Genomic DNA, 15,221 nt, shown 5'->3' with positions numbered 1-15,221 from the left:
TACCGCTTAAGTTCGTGACCAGAATGTAAAACAATCGTGACGTTATCCACGATCCAAATTCGATGTTAACTACGTATATCAACACGGTTTTTGACTACCGTTTCGTGGCATTTAGTCTATCTTCTCGCGCCTGCTAATGACATTATTATGACCATTCGAGCATGAAAACTTTGTCGCCATTCACGCTTTTGGTTATTTCCTTTCAGGATCACGGAATATATTTACAGCGTGAAATAAATAATAGACCAGAATAGGCGAAATAAAGGCGTTGTTATCCATTACATTGAAAAATAATTACGTAACAAAAGGAGTGACTGTGACGGGTTTTAAAATAGGTATTTGTGGCTGTGGTTGGTTAGGCACGTCCTTGGCCAAACAGTTACTGGCTGCGGGCCATCAAGTTGTAGGGACAAAGCGTGATGCGGCTGATGCACGGGCGCTCAGCGAGACGCTTGGGTGCGACGTGGTGCCGTTTGATGTGATGAAACCCGATTACACCTCCGCGGCATCCTTACTTGGCTGCGATATGGTCGTAATCAACATTGCTGCCGGACGGCGGAATGCAGACTTCAATGCCTATCAAGGGGCTATGACCGCATTTATCGACACATTGCTTGCCGCTGAGGTTAAGCATGTCCTCTTTATTAGCACCACCTCAGTGTATGGTGATTTGAAAGGGCAGGTGACAGAACAATCGACGCCGGCACCACAGACTGCATCTGGACAGGCACACCACGGGATTGAAGCGCACCTTCGTGCCCATTATGGCGATACCGCTACCGTGCTGCGTCTGGCTGGATTGATTGGTGGAGACCGTCATCCGTCGAAAACATTGGCAGGGCGGAGCGACTTGGCGGGTGCCAATGAGCCAGTCAATTTAGTGCACCGAGCGGATGTAATCAGCACCATTACTGCCATTATTCATCAGCAACAATGGGGACACACCTTTCACCTGTGTGCAGAGCTTCATCCTCCCAAAGCGACGTATTATCCGTGGGCCGCACGGGAAATGGGCCTAACGCCGCCGCAATTTACCGTCAGTGCGGGTGATGGAAAATGGATTGATGCCTCACAGACGTTAAAGGCCCTTGGCTTGACGTTGCGATATGGCTCGCCCTACCAAATGATTGCCAATGGTGCTGTTAGCCCTGATTAAACACGGTGAGCGAAGATAAGTGCGCCCAAGATAAATAAGCCCAAGATAAATAAGCAAAGGTCAAAAGCGGTTAGCGCCGCTAAAAAAAGAAAAGCCCACACAAGGTGGGCAAAAAATAAAGGTAGAGACAAACAAACTCTAAAGTGAGTAGAAAAAGCAGCAGCAGGTCGGAAAGAAAGAGAAATCATGCGCCCTCAATCGCTGAGGGAGATAAGGCATTTCTTACCGATGCACCCATTAGGACTGGGCGAAATTGAAGAAGTTCCTTAGGTTGAGAAAAAGTGGCAATTATTTATTAATACGCGATTAGTTTGTGATTTTTCTCACAAAAAAGCGTGCATTAGAGGAGGTGAATGGCAATAGTTCTTTTGTCTCGTCCCGACTTAGCGTGGCGAGTCAGCATGTTGATGCGGCGCTGATTGAGTGCACGCACATAAAAAAGCCCACAAGCAACGAGCGAGTGGGCGTAGAAGAAAAGTCTTCTAGAAAAAGCAGTGGCACAGAGTGTGACCGCCAGTATTGCGAAAGGGTTCCCAATTTTGCACAAAAAGTCGCCTTTTTCTCCTCGTTGTATATTGACGTTGCTCTTTTGCCCCCAACATTCAGTGTCATAGCGAGAGCTAGCAGCAGAAATCATCGTCCTATTTTTTACCAACCACCATACGCTATCGACTTGTGCCCTTGTTCTAGCCGGTTTCGAGTGGCTCCTCTTTGCCACGGTAAGTCGCCCAAATACATGGCCGAGTGTCGCTTGGAACAGTGCCTACCACGCGTCTAGCTCATAACACCGATGAACCTATCGCGCTCGATATTCAGGAATGTGATGTTACTCATGTGATGATGGCGTGTTTCTATCTTGTTAAAACTGACATTGCGTTATAAAGTTAAACAAGCGTTTAATACAGGTGAATGAAAATGGCAGGACGAGGCGAAACCAAAGCAAAAATTCTGGATGCCGCGGAGCAACTCTTCGCCGAGCATGGGTTCAAGGAAACCTCACTTCGAACGATTACCGGCAAAGCAGGCGTTAATCTCGCGTCGGTGAACTACCATTTTGGGGATAAAAAATCACTGGTTCGGGCGGTATTAAGCCGTTATCTCGAGGCCTTTATGCCCGCACTCGGAGAGCAACTGCAAGCGCTGCTTAGTGAGCCCCATTGCACGATGGAACAAGTGTTTGCCTGTGTAAAACAACCTGTGCTTGCCCTTGATAAGTATCGCCCGCATGGCGCCGCGACATTTATGCAGCTGATTGGACGTGGTTATAGTGATGTGCAAGGCCACCTGCGTTGGTTTATTACCACCCGCTATGAGCATGTGCTCTCATTGTTCAATCAAGCGGTCCGCAAAGCCAATCCAGACCTTACGTCAGAGGCGGTTTTTTGGCACTTACATTTCACCTTGGGCGCGGCGATTTTCACTATGGCGTCGAGTGAGGCATTGCGCGACATCGCCGAAAACGATTTTGGACGCACGTTAGATTCAGAAGCGATCGTTGACCGACTTATTCCGTATCTAGCTGCAGGGATGAACGCCAAACCAAGACAAGCGTCGCAAGATAACATCGTGGCATTTGCCGCAGAGTAACGCACGATTACCTTTGGGCTGATGGCGAAAAAATAAGCGCAAGGGACAGTCAAACAGCGATGGTATTTAAGCCGTGCATCGCGCTGTTGTAACAACCCGTAAGCGGCACCCTAAGTGCCAAGTGAAAACCCGTTCTGGTCGCACAATAACACCAAAAAGAGTGCAACCATGATCAACAAAAGGACCTGAATCATGAGCTCTCAAACGTCAATGCGTCGATCACTGATTAGTGATAAAGCGTTTTCTTTCTTCAAAAAGGTACTGCCGCCGCTATCAGCGACCGAGCGTGAGGCGATGGAAGCCGGTAGCGTATGGTGGGACGGCGAGTTGTTCTCCGGCTCGCCAGATTGGCAAACCCTACACCAGTACGGCAAGCCATCGCTAACCGCAGACGAGCAAGCCTTTATCGATAACCAGCTGGAAACGCTGCTGGCGATGCTCGACGACTTTAAAATCGTTCAAGAGCAAAAAGACCTGCCGGAAGAAGTGTGGGAATACCTCAAAAAAGAGCGCTTCTTTTCACTGATTATCCCCAAAGAATACGGCGGTCTCGCGTTCTCGGCACTTGCCAACTCGACCATTGTATCGCGCATTGCCACTCGTAGTTTAAGTGCCGCAGTGACCGTGATGGTGCCAAACTCCTTGGGGCCGGGTGAACTACTGACTCACTATGGTACCCAAGAGCAGCGTGACTATTGGTTGCCTCGCTTAGCGGATGGCCGTGAAGTGCCATGTTTTGGCCTGACAGGCCCAGAAGCCGGCTCGGATGCGGGAAGCATTCCTGACCGTGGCGTGGTGTGCATGGGCGAATACGAGGGCAAAGAAGTGCTGGGTATTCGCTTAAGCTGGAACAAGCGTTACATTACTCTCGCGCCGGTGGCCACTGTGGTTGGTCTGGCATTTAAACTGGACGACCCTGACGGCATGCTCGGCGAGAAAAAAGAGCTCGGGATCACCTGTGCGCTGGTGCCTGCGGATCATCCCGGCGTTGAAATTGGTGATCGCCATAACCCGCTCAACATGGCGTTTATGAATGGTACTACCAAGGGCGAAGATGTCTTTATCCCTATCGATTGGGTGATCGGGGGCAAAGATTATGTCGGCCGCGGCTGGCGGATGCTGGTGGAATGCTTATCAGCAGGGCGCGGTATCTCCTTACCGGCGTTGGGTACGGCAGTGGGCCATTTGGCTAGCCGAACCACGGGTGCATACAGCTATGTGCGTAAACAGTTCGGGATGCATATTGGTCGCTTTGAAGGAGTAGCCGAAGCATTAGGACGGATGGGCGGATTGACCTATTTGCTCGAATCGACCCGCACGTTGACCACCACGGCGCTCGACAAAGGTGAGAAGCCTGCAATTATTACCGCGATCTCGAAATACCACATGACAGAGCTGGCGCGCACCATCTTAAACGATGCCATGGATATCCATGCTGGGCGTGCAATCCAGTTGGGGCCACTTAACTATATTGGTCATCACTACTTTGGGATTCCGGTCGCGATCACGGTAGAAGGTGCCAACATTTTGACCCGTAACCTGATGATCTTTGGTCAAGGGGCGACTCGCTGTCATCCATACGTACTCAAAGAAATGGAAGCGGCGGCGAACCCTGACCAAGAAGCGGGTGCGCAAGCGTTCGATAAATTGCTGTTCAAACATATCGGTCACGCGAGTAAAAACAGTGTGTTGGGCTTAGTTAACGCGCTAACCGGCTCCCTGACCAATCGCGCGCCAGTGAGTGGCGAAACGGCAAAATACTACCGTCATCTGACACGAATGAGCCGAGCACTGGCCGTGACCACCGATGTTGCCATGTTGGCCCTCGGCGGTGAGCTGAAACGCCGTGAAATGCTCTCAGCCCGTTTGGGTGATGTGTTAAGTCATCTTTATATGGCTTCTGCAGTACTGAAGCGCTTTGAAGATGAAGGACGTCCGCGTGCTGATTTGCCAATGGTGCACTATGCGCTGCAATACTGTTTAGCTCAGTGTGCAAAAGCCTTTGATGGCGCATTTAACAACTTCCCACGTAACGGTGTGGGTCGCAGCTTACGTGTACTTCTCTTCCCGTTGGGCATGCACTACAAAATGCCATCGGACAAATTGCTCAACCAAATTGCCGAGCAACTGATGACACCAAGTGCGGACCGCGATCGCTGGACACACATTTGCTATGTGGGTGACAAGCCTGAAGATCCTGTTGCCGTGATGGAGCGTGCCTTTGTAGCTATGTGGGAATCACGCGATACCGACAAGGCGTTGATCAAAGCCGCAAAAGCGAAACAAATCGACGGGAAAGCCAGCTTGGCTGATCGCTCACAGCAGGCCGTGGATCAAAACATCATTACCGCGCAAGCACGAGAGAAACTGCTTGAGGCTGATGCACTACGTGCATATGCCGTGCAAGTTGATGATTTTAAAGCGGAGTGGTTTGCCTCTAGCCAGCTAGAAGGTGGTGCGATTAAAAAGCCGAACCCAAACAAAGCGGCGTAACTGCAAAGAAAACCGCACCATGAGAACAAAAAGCGCTTGCTTCGGCAGGCGCTTTTTTATGAGACAGCGACTTACCATGATCGCACCAACCAGTGTGATTAATGTCACACAAATGGTGCAAGTCTGCTCTTTTTTACTTATTATGGTCCTTTGCAGTGTCGTGATGGCAAGACGCCAACATCGATCAAGCGTATCGAACTAAAGAGGTAAGTCACTGTGAGTAAAACCCATCAACCACGAGATACAGACGCGAGCTCAACCCCAACACGCCCTAAATTTGGCTTAACCGGTAACATTGCGTTTAACTGGGGCCAACACATTTTCTCGAATGCGTGGGAGCAAAGTGGCAATAAAGAAAACGCGCAAGACAATGATAAATTCATCTCGCCGAATCCTTATGCCTCTTGGTTTATGTATTGGCCGCTTAACCGCCGTCGTTAAGGGCGCGTCTTTGCGCCATTTCGGTGGCGCTGATCGCGATCTCGTCCACTAATCTTGTCTGCAACACCTCCAACCACTGGATATTTTCGTCATTTTTCCGCAAAAGGGGATGCATAGGTCGGCGTTAGTAATTATCCTTAGCCTCAATTTTGTGAGGGACGTTGAATATGATCATCAAACCTAAAATTCGCGGATTTATCTGTACGACCACCCATCCGATCGGCTGTGAAGCCAATGTAAAAGAACAAATTGACTACACCAAAGCGCAAGGCCCGATTGCCAATGCGCCTAAGCGTGTCTTGGTGGTAGGGGCATCCAGCGGTTATGGCTTGTCCTCACGCATTGCGGCAGCTTTCGGTGGCGGTGCGGCAACCATTGGTGTGTTCTTTGAAAAACCAGGCACCGAGAAAAAGCCTGGCACCGCTGGCTGGTACAACTCTGCCGCATTCGACAAGTTTGCCAAGCAAGAAGGCCTGTATTCCAAGAGCCTGAACGGCGATGCGTTCTCGCATGAAGCTAAGCAAAAAACCATTGATTTGATCAAACAAGATTTGGGTCAAATCGATATGGTTGTGTATTCGCTGGCCTCGCCAGTGCGCAAGCTACCTGACAGCGGCGAGCTGGTGCGCTCATCACTCAAACCAATCGGTGAGACCTATACCTCAACCGCCGTTGACACCAACAAAGATGAAATCATTGAAGCCAGTGTCGAGCCGGCTACCGAGCAAGAAATTCAAGATACCGTCACCGTGATGGGCGGTGAAGACTGGGAGCTTTGGATTAACGCGCTGAACGACGCTGGTGTATTGGCCGAAGGCTGCAAAACCGTGGCGTACAGCTATATCGGTACCGAGCTCACTTGGCCTATCTATTGGGAAGGTGCGCTGGGTAAAGCGAAAATGGACCTCGATCGCGCTGCAAAAGCGCTGAACGATACGCTCTCGACAAAAGGTGGTAGTGCCAACGTCGCCGTATTGAAAAGCGTGGTCACTCAAGCGAGCTCGGCTATTCCAGTTATGCCGCTTTATATCGCCATGGTATTCAAAAAAATGCGTCAAGAGGGCGTCCATGAAGGTTGCATGGAGCAAATCCATCGCATGTTCACCCAACGCCTCTATAAAGACGATAACAGCGCCCCAGAGGTAGACAGCGAAAACCGTCTGCGTTTAGATGACTGGGAACTGCGTGACGATATTCAGCAGCACTGCCGTGACTTGTGGCCACAGATCACCACTGATAACCTCAGTGAGCTGACTGACTACAAAGAATACAAAGCTGAATTCCTAAAACTGTTTGGTTTTGGTGTTGAAGGCGTAGACTACGAGGCAGACATCAGCCCCGTGGTTGAATTTGATGTCGAAAACATCTAAAACGGTTTAAAAAACACACCAAAGAGGCCAGCCTAACGCTGGCCTCTTTTTTATTGGCTGAAAGCTGACCAAACGCACCGCTAATATTGGTTTTTTACTTTACAAGCCAACAGGAAACCCATATTATACGCCGCGTTCCGGAGGGATGGCTGAGCGGTTGAAAGCACCGGTCTTGAAAACCGGCAAGGGTTAATAGCCCTTCTAGGGTTCAAATCCCTATCCCTCCGCCACATACCGAAAAGCCGCTGAGAAATCAGCGGCTTTTTTCGTTTTCTGCCCCGCAATCATGCAAATCCTGACATTGCCAACATTTTAGACGCCTCTGTCTAAACACCTTCCTCATGCTCTGGTAATCTACGTTCCTTAAATATCTCCCTCACATGGTCTTTTGGATGCCGCCAACCGAAGGGCGGTAGCGTGGACGTTAAAGCAAATCCATTGGGCCTTTTGTACCGCACGATTTAAGGCTTTACGCAATCTTACCTAGCGGCTGGTTTAAAAACTGGTTGTAAAGAAAGGCTAATGCATTGAGAGCTACCTTTTGTGTGTTCGGTGAAACTTGCTGCGCATTCGCCAAATAAGACAGAAACGTTTTTACATCCTTGTCACTAAGCTCTGTAGGATGCTGCTTATGATGGAAAAGGATAAATCGACGCACCCAGTACAAGTAACTTTTCTCGGTTTTGATCGCATAGCCTCGTCGCCTAATCTCATGCTGAAGGCTTGCCATAAAAGGACTTTTGGTCATGATCTTTTTCCTCCATCTAAGACTGTATATTCATACAGCCTATCGGTAAGGAAAGCCAAATAGTGTGCACACTTTTTCGAGACACATTCACATTATCGCCGAAAGACAAAATATTAGTTAAATATAATCAATGAGTTAAAAATTCGCCTTTGAGGATAGTGTGAACGCCTTGTCCGGGATAGGCGGCATGCACACTTTCGCAGACAAGGTGATTGCTTCAAGCGTTAAAAATGTGTTTAATCATAAGTAGTTAGATGAAAAAAGGCGCGTATAACGGTTTTGGAAAATCGAGCGCGCGCACTAATACAATGTTATGCGGTAAGGAATTCATGAGCATCATTCAGGAAGTCAAAGATTCATGGGGTTGGGTCGGAATCGAACCGCTCTCAATTGTGGGCGAAAACGATTTCGGCAATCTTATGATTGAAGATGCGGATGGTAAGTATTGGCGCCTTAGTCCAGAGGATGTCTATTGCGAGGTAGTGGCTAACGATCGCGACGAATTGGATCGATTGTCTCAAGACCAGGATTTTTTAGAAGATTGGTATATGCAGGCGTTGGTTGAGCAAGCAAAAGAAAGCTTGGGTGAACTTTCAGAGGGCCGAAAGTATTGTCTCGTCATTCCCGGTGCGCTGGGAGGGGAATACGGCATTTCGAACATCAAAACTGCCCCCCTTGTCGAACTTGTTCGGTTCTCAGGTGATCTCGCAAAACAGATTAAAGACCTTCCTGATGGTGCAGAAATTCAACTCAGGGTGGTTGATTGATTCCGCATAACAAGCGGCAGCACGGCGACCGCTTTTCCGCCGCTTCGCGGCTCCAAACCGGCGCATGTGCCGGGCGTTAGTTGCTGGGTGAAAAATTAGGTTGTTGGAGATAATCAAGTTGGTTCAAATATACGGCGCTGAAGAGACCAAAGCGTTCTGCTGTAATTGCAAAAAGGTGACGTTTCATAAGTATGAAAGCTTCTCTAAATCTGGTGAAGACACGGGAAAAGAAGTTAAGGGTTTCTTTTCTAGCTTATTTGCAGCAATAGCGAGTGCGTTAATGGAAGGTGAGCCTTCAGGTGATTACAAGTGCAAAGTCTGCGGTACAAACTTACATACACCAGACTACCTAGATTAAGGTTGTAGATCTCGGCAGGTGGTAAGTTTCACAACTAACAATAAAATTTAAGGGTGATTCACAACGCTCGGCGCTTTCACTTCATGCAAGTTTAGTGTTTATGACACAATGCTTTAGGTAGGTGGTTAGCGTTGTTCACACCTTAATTTGGCGTTCTACGTCAACCACGAATAAAGTTGAGAGTAAACATGGAATTCGATAAAGAAAAATACAAAGTATGGAAGCTGCCGCACCCAATACTGCTCCATTGGATTATCAACCCTGGACTTGCATTCAATGAGTTAATTCTTGGGCAGAGAATACCTAAGGTAACTCTAATAGATAAAACTAGCGATGCTCCATTAATGGAGAGGCAGTACGTTCCGTGCCCTGAATGTGGTGCGTTAAATGTTGGTAGGCTCTGGTCTAAAAGCAATTCATTTGGGCACTGGTTTGGCTATGTATGCCCAGAGTGTCACGGGAAAATACCGTGCCTTTGGAATATCACCAGTCTTATATTGCTTACCTTAACGTTCCCAATCTGGATTTGGTTCAAAATATTCGGTGAGGCAAGATGGCTTGAGAAAGAAAAAGATCGCTTTGCCGAAGTTATGTCAAGTGAACTTCCAGAAGCCAAGAAGACTAACTGGCTTAAAATGGGTATAACCTATGGAATCTTAATGTTTTTCATCATGGTGCTACCAAAAATATTCCAAAATCAGTTAACCCCTAGCGCAATCGCCATTCAGGCAGTCATTTGGCTAGGTGGCGGTTTGGTATTTGGTCTAGCAATGAAGCTATTTCTAGGCAGCAGAAAGTGAAGCGTAGAACAAACGCGTCAATCAGGACGCTCGCAAGCTCGCGCCTATTACGCGGGCGCTGGCGGATCCCCTCATAATTGACCGAGCCCCATCGTATGCGTTAGCCGTTGATATTCCCTGATGGCCCACTGATATTGGGTTAGCTTAATCAGGTATCGCCGATGGTTTCTGACCTCGCGACCAAGACGAGGTATCGAGAGCACGCGACGATGCTTGATGGTGTTGGCTTGAAAGTGATAATGCCAACCTGCTNCTGGCGGATCCCCTCATAATTGACCGAGCCCCATCGTATGCGTTAGCCGTTGATATTCCCTGATGGCCCACTGATATTGGGTTAGCTTAATCAGGTATCGCCGATGGTTTCTGACCTCGCGACCAAGACGAGGTATCGAGAGCACGCGACGATGCTTGATGGTGTTGGCTTGAAAGTGATAATGCCAACCTGCTTGGGTCGCCACTAAGCCATTCCACCACATTAAGATATCGGCAAGCAGGGCAATGAGTAGCAAGATATTGAGCCGTTTTACACAGCGCGTCCGGTTGTGTCGAAGTGCCATGCCGTAGGCGGTGCTTTTTAAGTCTCTAAAGGCTTCTTCTATCTGCATACGCTTGGCATAAAGCCGCGTGATTTGGACCGCATTCATTGCATGCGTGGGGATATTCGTTACGAGCACCCAAGGTTCACTGCTCCCTTTTTGATAAAGCGCGTTGGCGGAATGACGCTGGCAGGTGCGGCTATGACGATGCACTTTGCGTCCTTTGGGGGCACCTTTGTAGAGATACGCAAAGCAATGAAGAGGCGAACGCTTCGCTAATAAACAGGGCCCAAGAGTGTGAGGTTTAGCTGATGCGTCAGGGTAAAACTGCTTATTGGATTGCCACGGGTGCTGATGGGTTTTAATCGAGACCTCGCCACGTACGCGGCCTAACCAGAACCAGCCTTTTTGTGCCACTTGTCGGAACCAAGTATTTCTAAAGCCAGCATCGGTGACCAAGATTGGGTGGCAACCGTCAGGCAATATCCCTTGGAGCGTATCGAGAAAGCGTTGATGGGTGCGAGGCGAGTTATAGTCGCCATATTCAAAGGCTTGCTCATACAAAGTGACGGCACGCCCATCCACGGCGATAGAAGCACGCAGTGTCATATAGCGCAATTGCTCACGCACATCCGACCAATCAACCAAGATGACGGGACAAGGATTGGCGCGCGTAATCAGATGCGCATGCCAGCGATAAATGAGATTTTTCTCTTGATGTAACAGCGTATTGCCTAATAGGCGGTCGATACGTTTAATCGCATGTTTAACAGAAATAAGCCGTTTTTTGTGAATGTTGGGGCACTGTTTTGACAGTGTTTGTAGTAGGATTTGGTCATCACGCATCGTTAGCATCGCTATTGAATCTGTCTGTATCGAGTGTGTTTTTGGCGAAATTCATTAGATCAGAGGGAGTGATGCGTGTCTACCTCATTGTTTCAAAAGATATTTATGAGGGGATTCCCTAGACGCGGGCGTTATGTGTTACGAAGTAATCGGAGATAGCAGCGCGAAAGTGATAGCAATAAAAGCACTGAAAAGAATGGTTATTCACGGGTGGAAAAGTTTGGGGTAACAATGCCAAAGACAGCGTCAAAGTTGTAAAACGGCCAAATAAATCTGCTTATCTGCTGTCTCTTGAGCCAATTACCTGATTACCAAGTAAAATAGAACACCAGAGGTAAACCCAATGATGCTAAGGTTTTTGCCTACAAAAATACTTATGTTGTTGATGATTTCCTTCACGATTTAAGCCTTCCGTTGGTTAAATAGTCATCAATAGTATTAACATGTTCATTCATTTGTCAAATTTTAGCCAACAGGGCAAAAGTGGGCAACAAGTTGCTTTTTGGGAGCACACATAACACATATGAGCCCTTCTCCGGTCAATAGGCAATAGCATTTTTTGGCTGCGCCAGCAGCCAATGCTCTCGAACAACAAAGTCGTCTACTTCGCTCTGTCATTTCCGCCATTATGTCATTGCTTACGGCAAACACATATAGAAGATCTCTTACTGCCGTCTATCGCGGCAAAGGTCACTAACCCAATACCAGCAATGCATACACTCGATGCCGACAACAATTTGGTCTTGAAAGGGCGCAAGAGTGTCTAAGAGTGCGTCAGGGGTGGCGTCAACTTTCTTATGAACCACGGAGTTACCCGCAGAATCAATGATACAGACGTAAAGAATGCGCGCATGCAGATCGATGCCGCAGTAATAATCATGCTGTTGGTTATAAAATCTCATCGAGTCTTCTCCTTTTTTGGATTTGTCGCCTTCCAGCTTAGCCTGCTGGTTAAGCTGGAGGAGAAGGCTCAATGAGTATCAAAGCGCTTAAGACAGATTCGCAACGCGTGGCATTTTTAGTATGCGTTGATTTATGTGTTTAAGGTATTATGCAGTGACTTCGTATTGCGTTGCTCACTACTTGGCTTAGCGTTATACGAACTCGAAAATTTAACATGGAGAGTGAATTGAAAGATTATGAAGTTTATCTGTTCGATATGGACGGAACATTAGTAAATTCAGAACCTTTAAAGGGCAAAGCGTTAGCATTAGCGTGTTTAGATTATGGCGCACACGTAGACTACAACATTTACAAAGATGTTATGGGTGAAAGTTGGCAGGTTGTAACGGGTCACTTCTTTGAAAATGCAAATATTGCTCCTGACTTAACAGAGTTTAATTGCTACTTTCGAGCTCATTACGAACAGTTGCTCAATGATGGTCTTGAGCTAAATGTTGGGGCTAAGGCTTACATAGAACAGTTAAAACTAGCAGGTAAAAAGTGTGGAGTTGTTAGTTCAGCAGCAACATGGATGGTGGCTAATATTTTAGCCTCGTTACAGCTAGAGAATGCTTTTGACCTTGTTATCACGCAGGAGCACGTAACTAAGCATAAGCCTGATCCTGAAGCCTATACTTTAGCTCTTGGCAAATTAGCTGCTTCACCTGACCAAACAATTGTGTTTGAAGATTCTACAGCGGGTATTCGTGCTGGTAAATCTAGTGGCTGTGACGTCATTGCTGTTAAGCATGACTTTAATGGTAGAAATGACCTAACCGGTGCAGTTAAAGCAATCAGCACATATGAGGAAATGTTCGTATAACAAGGCGCATCAATTGACAAAATACATATCACGAATTTTGCTTCGCAAAATATAGTGCCAAGTATTTTGCAACTGTGCTTTGCGTTATGCGCTCGCAGAAATGGAGATAATCAATCATGGAAGATTTAGCTAATTCGTTAAGAAGTTCTGGCCTAAAAGTAAAAATTAAAAAAGGAAAAATTGCAGTTCGGCTTGACGGGCTCTCAAATCCGGTTTCGATAATAAAAGATATACCTGCTGATGAGTATAAAGTGAAAACGAATGATTCGATTCTATCGATAATTTCCTGTCTTTTGCTATTTATTGGTCTGTCAGGTATTTATGAGTTTAGTGGTAATGCTTTGATTAATGTTGCACTTATCTCCGTTTCTATATTGTCTTTTGTTACAGTGTTACTTACAGAGTTTAAGCTAACTAAATTACGCGCTACGGTAGTTGCGTTCAATCGTGGAGAACGCGTATAACACATATGAGCCCTTCTCCGGTCAATAGGCAATAGCATTTTTTGGCTGCGCCAGCAGCCAATGCTCTCGAACAACAAAGTCGTCTACTTCGTTCTGTCATTTCAGCCATTAAGTTATTGCTTACGGCAAACACATATAGAAGGTCTCTTACTGCGGTTTCACCGCTACCTGCCAATCATGTGACAGGGCCATTAGACATTACTTCCTGTTCCCACGCAGGAGCGTGGGAACGAGTTATAGAGAATGACTTTTCCGTGGTCATCCACCGCGTGAAGAGAAAAGTGGTGCTTGGCGAGATCAGCGCCACAAATGAATCGAGCAGACATGGTTACCTCCGGTATTAAAGGCCGCACCTAAGTGTGGCAGATCTTCAAGAGAGGGAATCCATGTCATTCGTTAAGCATCACAAGGAATAATCGTGGTTGACCAGAGTAGATCAGAACACATTCTCGAATTAGCTAAAGAGCTACTCGATGATATAGAGTTGAGCCGAGCAAGCGCAGAAAGCTTAATTCTGAAGGCCTCGAGACTAGCCCGATGGGTTGGCTCTGAAGAAATCCGATATTGGCTTAAGCTTGAAATGAAAGGATACAACTCATCAAATGAGGTATCCCTAAGATATATGGGGATCACAGGGCGCTGGGTCGATCGTGAAAAACAACGGGGTTATTGGGGGCCTTTAGCACAACAAGAAGCCGCAATAATTGCTGAGCAAGCAAAATTACATGCGATGCGAGTGCCCGATACTGCTGGGGATATGGCTTTTGCTGCGACAAAGAAAGTCACTGACGAGATGGCTTCATCGACTTCGTATATTTCTAAGCTAAGCGGAATAAAAAGTAGAGTACTTGCCAACCTTCATGAGTTTGTAAGCGAAATATATTATGAAAAGCAATTCGACAGTCTTTCTGAGTCGATTTTTGAGAGATATAAAAGTGATGTCGATAGCTTGATCGGAGACTCGTGCGGGGACGTTCTCGAACAAATCCCATCTGTAATGAGTCGTCTAGCTGAGGGTGATCAAGAAGCAATAAGTCAGTCACTTACAACTTGTCGCCGAGTCATTGACTCTTTCGCAGATAATATTTTCCCTCCATCAGAAGAAACGATCGAAATTGGTGGCAATCAACTTTCATTAGCGGCTAATCGCCACCAGAACAGAATTAATGCTTATATTCACCAACGTATAGACAGCAATAGTAGGAAAAAGAGGTTTCGTCAAAACTTAGCTAACCTCTATGACCGAGTCTCTACCGGTGTTCACAACGAAGTTACGGTGGAAGAAGCAAGAGCCTTATTTTTAAATACCTATCTACTCATAGGTGAAATCTTGCACTTGCCGAGCAGTGATGCTTAACAAACGCTTAAACCAAGGGACGCAAAACAGCAGGCTTGCGCTCCTTCGTCGCTAATTTTAGCCTGCAATTTTGCGCCGGTTAAGCGAGGCGTTAGCAGTTTTACATGGAGGAAAAAATGAGTTTCTGGGTGTTTTTTATACTTTTTATTCTAATTCCATGTGTTTATTTACTTGTATTGACTGGTCGTGCGATTAAGCGAATAAATAAGAGTTTTAATAATAAAGTAGTTAATTGTGAACCATATCTTGAATATATCGATGGAGTAGTTGTTGATTTTAAAAAGTGGCATGAGAGAAACAAAATTTTGCATATTGAATTTTGGATAAAGAATGCTGATTTTGAAAAGAAATATCACATCACCGGTTACGATCTTTCTATAAGAAAAAGCCACAAAATTCGTGTTTGTGAATGTGGTGGGATGTTGGTTGCAATAAAAAACATGTCAACAGGTGGAGTTGATTATATAAAAAATGATGAGTTCCTCATGACATATTACTATCCCAAGATTATGAGATTTTTCACAATATTAAAT

Annotated in this window: 15 protein-coding genes, 1 tRNA gene and 1 pseudogene; 13 read left to right on the top strand and 4 right to left on the bottom strand. The window is 46.6% G+C overall.

What is annotated here, in order from left to right:
* Positions 1 to 316: 316 nt before the first annotated feature.
* The 6 genes from BZG84_RS09110 (at position 317) to BZG84_RS09085 (ending at position 7,277) form a co-directional block, all read left to right on the top strand.
* Positions 317 to 1,156 carry an SDR family oxidoreductase gene (locus tag BZG84_RS09110; protein WP_158011476.1) on the top strand — a complete coding sequence of 280 codons (840 nt, stop codon included), beginning with the start codon at positions 317 to 319 and terminating at the stop codon, positions 1,154 to 1,156.
* Between the two features lie 915 nt (positions 1,157 to 2,071).
* Positions 2,072 to 2,743 (top strand): TetR/AcrR family transcriptional regulator, encoded by a 672-nt coding sequence (locus BZG84_RS09105; RefSeq protein ID WP_077480428.1) that lies wholly within the window; start codon positions 2,072 to 2,074, stop codon positions 2,741 to 2,743.
* A gap of 192 nt (positions 2,744 to 2,935) precedes the next feature.
* Complete coding sequence (locus tag BZG84_RS09100; RefSeq protein ID WP_077480427.1) at positions 2,936 to 5,236, top strand: acyl-CoA dehydrogenase; 2,301 nt, start codon at positions 2,936 to 2,938, stop codon at positions 5,234 to 5,236.
* Between the two features lie 216 nt (positions 5,237 to 5,452).
* Positions 5,453 to 5,677 carry a hypothetical protein gene (locus BZG84_RS09095; protein ID WP_077480426.1) on the top strand — a complete coding sequence of 75 codons (225 nt, stop codon included), beginning with the start codon at positions 5,453 to 5,455 and terminating at the stop codon, positions 5,675 to 5,677.
* A gap of 167 nt (positions 5,678 to 5,844) precedes the next feature.
* Positions 5,845 to 7,047, top strand: a complete 1,203-nt coding sequence (fabV, locus tag BZG84_RS09090; RefSeq protein WP_077480425.1) for an enoyl-ACP reductase FabV — start codon at positions 5,845 to 5,847, stop codon at positions 7,045 to 7,047.
* A 139-nt stretch (positions 7,048 to 7,186) separates the two neighbouring features.
* Positions 7,187 to 7,277: transfer RNA gene (locus BZG84_RS09085), tRNA-Ser, on the top strand.
* 239 nt (positions 7,278 to 7,516) lie between these two features.
* Here BZG84_RS09085 and BZG84_RS09080 read toward each other — a convergent pair.
* On the bottom strand, positions 7,517 to 7,795 hold the full coding sequence (locus BZG84_RS09080) for a site-specific integrase (protein ID WP_077480424.1): 279 nt from the start codon (positions 7,793 to 7,795) through the stop codon (positions 7,517 to 7,519).
* 254 nt (positions 7,796 to 8,049) lie between these two features.
* Between BZG84_RS09080 and BZG84_RS09075 the strand changes: the two genes are divergently transcribed.
* From BZG84_RS09075 to BZG84_RS09065, 3 genes are all read left to right on the top strand, one after another.
* Entirely contained in the window at positions 8,050 to 8,562 is a 513-nt protein-coding gene (locus BZG84_RS09075) for a DUF1851 domain-containing protein (protein ID WP_241825770.1), read from the top strand.
* A gap of 118 nt (positions 8,563 to 8,680) precedes the next feature.
* The gene (locus tag BZG84_RS16455; RefSeq protein ID WP_077480441.1) at positions 8,681 to 8,920 is read left to right on the top strand and encodes a hypothetical protein; all 240 of its coding nucleotides are present in this window, start codon (positions 8,681 to 8,683) and stop codon (positions 8,918 to 8,920) included.
* A gap of 188 nt (positions 8,921 to 9,108) precedes the next feature.
* Positions 9,109 to 9,720, top strand: coding sequence for a hypothetical protein (locus BZG84_RS09065; RefSeq protein WP_077663538.1), 612 nt, complete (start codon positions 9,109 to 9,111; stop codon positions 9,718 to 9,720).
* 266 nt (positions 9,721 to 9,986) lie between these two features.
* Here BZG84_RS09065 and BZG84_RS09060 read toward each other — a convergent pair whose 3' ends face one another.
* Positions 9,987 to 11,102 (bottom strand): IS4 family transposase, encoded by a 1,116-nt coding sequence (locus tag BZG84_RS09060; RefSeq protein WP_077678148.1) that lies wholly within the window; start codon positions 11,100 to 11,102, stop codon positions 9,987 to 9,989.
* A gap of 677 nt (positions 11,103 to 11,779) precedes the next feature.
* Positions 11,780 to 12,004 (bottom strand): annotated as a pseudogene (locus BZG84_RS09055) (IS110 family transposase); the annotation flags it as partial.
* Between the two features lie 215 nt (positions 12,005 to 12,219).
* On the opposite strand from BZG84_RS09055, the gene BZG84_RS09050 reads away from it, so the two are divergent.
* A complete protein-coding gene (locus tag BZG84_RS09050) occupies positions 12,220 to 12,867 on the top strand; it encodes an HAD family hydrolase (RefSeq protein WP_077482049.1) in 648 nt (215 codons plus the stop codon).
* Positions 12,868 to 12,983: 116 nt separating this feature from the next.
* Positions 12,984 to 13,331 (top strand): hypothetical protein, encoded by a 348-nt coding sequence (locus BZG84_RS09045; protein ID WP_077482047.1) that lies wholly within the window; start codon positions 12,984 to 12,986, stop codon positions 13,329 to 13,331.
* Between the two features lie 191 nt (positions 13,332 to 13,522).
* Here the strand turns inward: BZG84_RS09045 and BZG84_RS16545 are convergent, their stop codons facing one another.
* Entirely contained in the window at positions 13,523 to 13,657 is a 135-nt protein-coding gene (locus BZG84_RS16545) for a hypothetical protein (RefSeq protein WP_274532440.1), read from the bottom strand.
* Between the two features lie 92 nt (positions 13,658 to 13,749).
* On the opposite strand from BZG84_RS16545, the gene BZG84_RS09040 reads away from it, so the two are divergent.
* Both BZG84_RS09040 and BZG84_RS09035 read left to right on the top strand, forming a co-directional pair.
* Entirely contained in the window at positions 13,750 to 14,688 is a 939-nt protein-coding gene (locus BZG84_RS09040; protein WP_077482045.1) for an AbiTii domain-containing protein, read from the top strand.
* Between the two features lie 104 nt (positions 14,689 to 14,792).
* The coding region (locus tag BZG84_RS09035; RefSeq protein ID WP_131826264.1) for a hypothetical protein at positions 14,793 to 15,221 on the top strand (429 nt) is incomplete at its 3' end.

It is taken from the genome of Salinivibrio sp. PR932 (genome assembly GCF_001996125.1).
Lineage (GTDB): Bacteria > Pseudomonadota > Gammaproteobacteria > Enterobacterales > Vibrionaceae > Salinivibrio > Salinivibrio proteolyticus.
The sequence above is the reverse complement of the archived record's forward strand: the minus strand, read 5'-3'. Positions and strand labels throughout refer to the sequence as shown.

Excerpts from the sequence above, each read along its gene's own strand:
- fabV (WP_077480425.1), top strand. The coding sequence starts at position 5,845 with ATGATCATCAAACCTAAAATTCGCGGATTTATCTGTACGACCACCCAT.
- BZG84_RS09045 (WP_077482047.1), top strand. The coding sequence starts at position 12,984 with ATGGAAGATTTAGCTAATTCGTTAAGAAGTTCTGGCCTAAAAGTAAAA.
- BZG84_RS09060 (WP_077678148.1), bottom strand. The coding sequence starts at position 11,102 with ATGCGTGATGACCAAATCCTACTACAAACACTGTCAAAACAGTGCCCC.
- BZG84_RS09050 (WP_077482049.1), top strand. The coding sequence starts at position 12,220 with ATGGAGAGTGAATTGAAAGATTATGAAGTTTATCTGTTCGATATGGAC.
- BZG84_RS09075 (WP_241825770.1), top strand. The coding sequence starts at position 8,050 with ATGAAAAAAGGCGCGTATAACGGTTTTGGAAAATCGAGCGCGCGCACT.
- BZG84_RS16545 (WP_274532440.1), bottom strand. The coding sequence starts at position 13,657 with ATGTCTGCTCGATTCATTTGTGGCGCTGATCTCGCCAAGCACCACTTT.
- BZG84_RS09100 (WP_077480427.1), top strand. The coding sequence starts at position 2,936 with ATGAGCTCTCAAACGTCAATGCGTCGATCACTGATTAGTGATAAAGCG.
- BZG84_RS09080 (WP_077480424.1), bottom strand. The coding sequence starts at position 7,795 with ATGACCAAAAGTCCTTTTATGGCAAGCCTTCAGCATGAGATTAGGCGA.
- BZG84_RS09065 (WP_077663538.1), top strand. The coding sequence starts at position 9,109 with ATGGAATTCGATAAAGAAAAATACAAAGTATGGAAGCTGCCGCACCCA.
- BZG84_RS09105 (WP_077480428.1), top strand. The coding sequence starts at position 2,072 with ATGGCAGGACGAGGCGAAACCAAAGCAAAAATTCTGGATGCCGCGGAG.